This is a genomic window from Streptomyces lonarensis, from assembly GCF_012033735.1.
Classification (GTDB): domain Bacteria; phylum Actinomycetota; class Actinomycetes; order Streptomycetales; family Streptomycetaceae; genus Streptomyces; species Streptomyces lonarensis.
Genome location: NZ_JAAVJD010000312.1, coordinates 1 through 4,974 on the forward strand (window position 1 = coordinate 1; position 4,974 = coordinate 4,974).

A 4,974-nucleotide genomic window follows, 5' to 3' on the forward strand; every position below is an offset into this window, starting at 1 on the left:
GCCCCGCGCGACATGCGCGGGGCCGGGCGTTCGCCGTTCTCCTGGCCCGTGGGAGCGGCTGTGCCGATCGTCCCTCTCGTGGCGCCGGGCTCAGCGGTGGCCGACGGTGGTGAGCTCCTCGGGCTTCACCACCAGCGAGTCGTGGTCCGGCGCCGGACCGTCGGCCGGCCGCTCCCCCTCGGGGCGCGGCAGCTCCCGCGGTTCCGGTGCCCGCTGCGCCGGGGCGTCCTCCCGGTGCGAGGCGAGGGTCACCACGATCGCGTCCTCGATGTCCTTGGGGTGGCTGCCCATGTAGTAGTTGATGACGACGGCGAAGACCAGCTCCCGGCCGTCGGCGTCGGTGACGTAGCCCGAGAGCCCGGTCGCGCCGGTGAGGCTGCCCGTCTTGGCGTGGGCGTTCTTCTCGGCGGGCGTGCCGCACATCCGGGCGTTGAGGGTGCCGCCGACCGCGCGGTCCCCGGCGCAGGCGACGGGCAGCTCCTCGTGCCAGCGGTCGAACCAGGGCTGGTCGCGGACCTCCACCAGCAGCGTCGCCAGCTCCGCGGCGGGCACCCAGTTGCGGCGGGTCAGTCCCGAACCGTCCGCCAGCACGTAGGTCGAGTCGTCCATCCCGAACCCGGCCAGCGACTCCCGGGCGGCGGCTGTCCCGGCGGACCAGCCGCCGTCGCCCGCCGTCTCGTGCCCCATCGCCTTGACGAGCACCTCGGCGTGGCCGTTGTTGGAGAGCTTCATGAACGGGTTCATCAGCTCCGCGACGGTCATCGACTCGTGCGAGGCGAGGACGCGGCTGCCCTCGGGGACGGCCCGACCGAGCCGGGTCCGGCCCGTGACCCGGACGCCCTCCTCCGCCAGCGCGTCCCGGAACACGGCGGTGGCGTGGCCCGTGGCGTCCCAGACCGCGCGCCAGCTGGTGGTGGGGCGGGCGTCGACCGGGATGGAGCCGCTGACGGTGAGCACGTCGGCGCCGTGGACCCGGTTGAGCGGCAGGCGGAGTGTGCTGCCGGCCTCACCGGTGGTCGCCGTGTTCTCGACCTTCAGGAAGCCGGTGTCCGGTTCGAGCGAGACCCGGGGCCGGTCCCCGGGCTTCGCGCCGGGCGTGATCGTCACCTTGACGGTGCCCGCGTCGTAGTCGGTGTCCGGGGCGACGGTCAGCGCCGAGATCGGTGCGCCGTAGTAGTACTGCTCGTCGTCGACGTTCCAGCCCCAGTGGAACCGCTCGGTGTCGAAGCGGGTGTCGTCGGCCACCACGTCGCCGACGACCTGCCGCACCCCGGCCTGCCGGAGCTGGGCGGCGAGCGAGCGGTAGTCCTCCACCAGCAGCGTCGGGTCGCCCGTGCCCCGCAGGTACAGGTCGCCGAGGAGCACGCCGCCCACCACCCGGCCCGTCGTGCGCAGCTCGGTGGTGAAGGTGTGGTCCGGGCCGAGCACGTCCAGGGCGGCCACCGAGCTGAGCAGCTTGGAGTTGGAGGCCGGCATCAGCCGGTCGGCGCCGTTGTGGTCGTACAGCACCTCCCCGGTCGCCGCATCGGCCACCACGACCCCGGCCTGGGCGCCGTCGAGCCGCGGATCGTCGAGGATCTCGTCCAGGGCGTCCGCGAACGGGGCCCGGTTCTGGTCGGCCCCGGCCGGTGCGGACCAGGCGAGGGTCAGCGCCAGGCACGCGGCGATCGGCGCGAGCAGCAGGGATCTGTGGGGGCGTCTCGTCATGGCACCCGAGCATGACGTAAGTATTTTTCAGGTCAAGGGGGCTGCGCCGAAAATCGGTGTCACATCTCGGGGCAGTGACCGGACGCCAGTGCACGACGGCGCCCACACCGGAGTAAAAGGGCACCCGGAACACGCGCGGGCATTTCCGGGCGGAACGACGGGACACAAACGGCGCGGCGGGAAAAGAGGGGCGGACGCGCCGGTGGTGTGGCGACCGGGCGGGCGCCGCTGGAGTCTGCGGCGCGGGGCCCGAACGCCACGCTCGCGGCCACCCGACGAGCCGGAGGCCCTCTTCCCCGGCGGCGGCACCGCGCCCCCGGGCGAGCGGGCGGCGCGGTCAGGGCGCGGGGGCCCGGCGCACGTGGTCAACTCCCGCCGGGGGGCGGCCGATCGGGGCCGCGGCGCGCCTCGGGGCTCGGGTGCGGGCGTGCGAGGGCAAAAGGCAGGAGCCCCCACCGATGGTGGGAGCTCCTTGGGTACTACGTTCCGGAGCGGGCGATCGAGACCGCGACGCCAGAAATGATCAGACGGGGGTGACGTTCTCCGCCTGCGGGCCCTTCGGGCCCTGAGTCACGTCGAAGTTCACCTGCTGGTTCTCCTCGAGGGAGCGAAAACCAGAGGCGTTGATCGCGGAGTAGTGGACGAAGACATCGGGACCGCCGCCGTCCTGGGCAATGAATCCGAAGCCCTTTTCGGCGTTGAACCACTTGACGGTTCCGGTAGCCATATAAGCCCTCCTTGGGCCTATCAGGGTCGCCCTGCTCCAGAACCTACACAGAAGCCTGAAAACGACGAAAGCCTGCGGTTACATGCTCCGCAGGCTCGCACTGCAAGGGAAACCAAACTGCAACTTGCGGCGAGCCTAGCACGCGGGATGGTTCGCCGGAAGGGGGAAGATCACTGCCCCGCGGCCGGTCATATCTGCGGCTCCGCAAACCTGTTCCACCAGCCCCGACCCGCTGTCACGAACGCCGTTTCGGCGGCGTTCCGCTCGCGGCCCGCCACGGTTGGGCCGGCGTTCGGAACGGCCGCCGCCGACGCCCCTCCCCGGCGGGTCCCGCGCAGTGCGGGCGGGCCGCCACCGCGCCGGGCGGCTCCCGCCCGGCGGCCCGCCGGGGCGCGGGCGTACCCTGCGAGACGTGAGCGCATCGACCATGGCACGACCCCGCGTCGGACACATCCAGTTCCTCAACTGCCTCCCGCTGTACTGGGGACTGGCGCGCACGGGCAGCCTGCTCGATCTGGAGCTGACCAAGGACACTCCGGAAAAGCTCAGCGAACAACTGGCCCGGGGCGATCTCGACATCGGCCCGGTGACTCTCGTGGAGTTCCTCCGCCACGCGGAACAGCTGGTGGCGCTGCCCGACATCGCGGTCGGTTGCGACGGTCCCGTGATGTCCTGCGTGATCGTCTCCGAGGGCCCGATCGAAGATCTCGACGGAGCGCGCGTGGCGCTCGGCTCCACCTCCCGCACTTCCGTGCGCCTGGCGCGCCTGTTGCTGGCCGAGCGCTACGGCGTGCAACCGCACTACTTCACCTGCCCTCCCGATCTCTCCGAAATGATGAGAGAGGCGGACGCCGCCGTGCTGATCGGCGACGCCGCGCTCCGCGCCTCGCTGCACGACGCCCCCCGGCTCGGCCTGCGGGTACACGACCTCGGCGCGATGTGGAAGGAATGGACCGGGCTGCCGTTCGTCTTCGCGCTGTGGGCCGTCCGCCGCGACTACCTCGCCGAGCACCCGGACACCGTGCGTGACGTCCACCGCGCGTTCATCGAGTCCCGCGACCTCTCGCTCGCCGAGGTCGACAAGGTCGCCGAGCAGGCGGCGCGGTGGGAGGCGTTCGACGCCGACCTGCTCCGCCGGTACTTCACCACCCTCGACTTCCGGCTCGGCGAGCGCCAGCTCGCGGGCGCGGCGGAGTTCGCCCGGCGCACCGGCGACATCGAGGGCGCGCGCGTCGAACTCCTGCCGCCGGAGTGACACCGCGCGCCTGTCGGCGGCCTCGGTACCGGCCGCGGGCGCGATACCGACCGCCGCTCTCGGCCACGGCCGGACGACTGCGCGGGCGAGCGGAGCGGGCGGGCTCCCGTCCGGCCGGCGGGGGGCGCGAACGGCGCCCGACGGGGTAGACGCCCGGGAACCGGCCGACGGAACGGTCCGCGTCCCTGTCGGCGGAAGCATCGACACGACACGGCGGCGCGCCCGCACCTCCGGCCCGGATACGGGCCGGAGGCACGCGCCGACAAGGGGGAGACGCGCACCATGGAACCGCTGAGACCGGACGACCCACGCACCGTCGGCGACTACCGGCTGCTGCGCCGTATCGGCAGCGGCGGCATGGGCCGCGTCTACCTCGGCCGCAACACCCGCGGCCGGACCGTCGCCGTCAAGATCGTGCACCCGCACTACGCCGAGGACGAGCCGTTCCGCACCCGGTTCGCCCGGGAGGTGGCCGCCGCGCGGCGGGTCGGCGGCGACTGGACGGCGCCCGTCCTGGACGCCGACCCCGACGCGGAGGTGCCGTGGGTGGCCACCGGCTACGTCGCCGGCCCCGATCTGCAGCGCGTGGTGACCGACGAGGGACCGCTGCCGGCGTCGACCGCCCGCGCGCTCGCCGCCGGCCTCGCGGAGGCGCTGGCCGCGGTCCACGGCCTCGGCCTGGTCCACCGCGACGTCAAGCCGTCCAACGTGATGCTCACCCTCGACGGGCCACGCCTGATCGACTTCGGGATAGCCCGCGCCAGCGACGCCGGCGGCACGCTCACCGAGACCGGCGTGTACGTCGGTTCCCCCGGTTACATGGCCCCCGAGCAACTCCTCCACGGCGACACCGGCGCCGCCTCCGACGTCTTCGCCCTCGGTTCGGTCCTCGTCTTCGCCACCACCGGTCACCCGCCGTTCCCCGGCGACACCCCGGCCCACGTGCTCTATCGCATCGCGTACGAGACACCGGAGCTGGCCGACGTGCCGGACGAACTCCGGCCGGTGGTCGAGCGCTGCCTCGCCAAGACCGCCGCCGAGCGGCCGGACCCCGCGCGGCTCGCCGCCGAGCTGAGTGACGGCGCCGGCGCGGCGTCGCTCTTCACCCGGGGCGACGGCTGGCTGCCGCCGTCCGTGGTGGCCGGGGTCAGCCGCCGGGCGGTGGAACTGCTCGACCTGGAGGCGGAATCGGCCGGGCTCCCGCTGCCCGCCCGGGGCCCGGCCGCGCGGGCGGACAGCGCGGCGCCCGCGCCGCACTCCTCCGGAGCGGCGACCGGGACGGGCA

At 73.5% G+C, this 4,974-nt stretch carries 4 protein-coding genes; 2 read left to right on the forward strand and 2 right to left on the reverse strand.

Going from position 1 to position 4,974, the window contains the following annotated elements; all coding sequences use genetic code 11:
- Positions 1 to 90: 90 nt before the first annotated feature.
- Positions 91 to 1,707: a D-alanyl-D-alanine carboxypeptidase/D-alanyl-D-alanine endopeptidase gene (dacB, locus tag HCN56_RS23490; protein WP_209313103.1), complete on the reverse strand. Its 1,617-nt coding sequence runs from the start codon at positions 1,705 to 1,707 to the stop codon at positions 91 to 93.
- Between the two features lie 523 nt (positions 1,708 to 2,230).
- Entirely contained in the window at positions 2,231 to 2,434 is a 204-nt protein-coding gene (locus HCN56_RS23495) for a cold-shock protein (RefSeq protein ID WP_003984261.1), read from the reverse strand.
- Positions 2,435 to 2,861: 427 nt separating this feature from the next.
- Here HCN56_RS23495 and HCN56_RS23500 point away from each other — a divergent pair, with 427 nt between their 5' ends.
- Both HCN56_RS23500 and HCN56_RS23505 read left to right on the forward strand, forming a co-directional pair.
- The gene (locus HCN56_RS23500; RefSeq protein ID WP_167974348.1) at positions 2,862 to 3,689 is read left to right on the forward strand and encodes a menaquinone biosynthetic enzyme MqnA/MqnD family protein; all 828 of its coding nucleotides are present in this window, start codon (positions 2,862 to 2,864) and stop codon (positions 3,687 to 3,689) included.
- Positions 3,690 to 3,971: 282 nt separating this feature from the next.
- Positions 3,972 to 4,974 (forward strand): serine/threonine-protein kinase (locus HCN56_RS23505; RefSeq protein WP_167974346.1); only part of this gene is annotated, 1,003 nt, incomplete at its 3' end.

Excerpts from the sequence above, each read along its gene's own strand:
- HCN56_RS23500 (WP_167974348.1), top strand. The coding sequence starts at position 2,862 with ATGGCACGACCCCGCGTCGGACACATCCAGTTCCTCAACTGCCTCCCG.
- dacB (WP_209313103.1), bottom strand. The coding sequence starts at position 1,707 with ATGACGAGACGCCCCCACAGATCCCTGCTGCTCGCGCCGATCGCCGCG.
- HCN56_RS23495 (WP_003984261.1), bottom strand. The coding sequence starts at position 2,434 with ATGGCTACCGGAACCGTCAAGTGGTTCAACGCCGAAAAGGGCTTCGGA.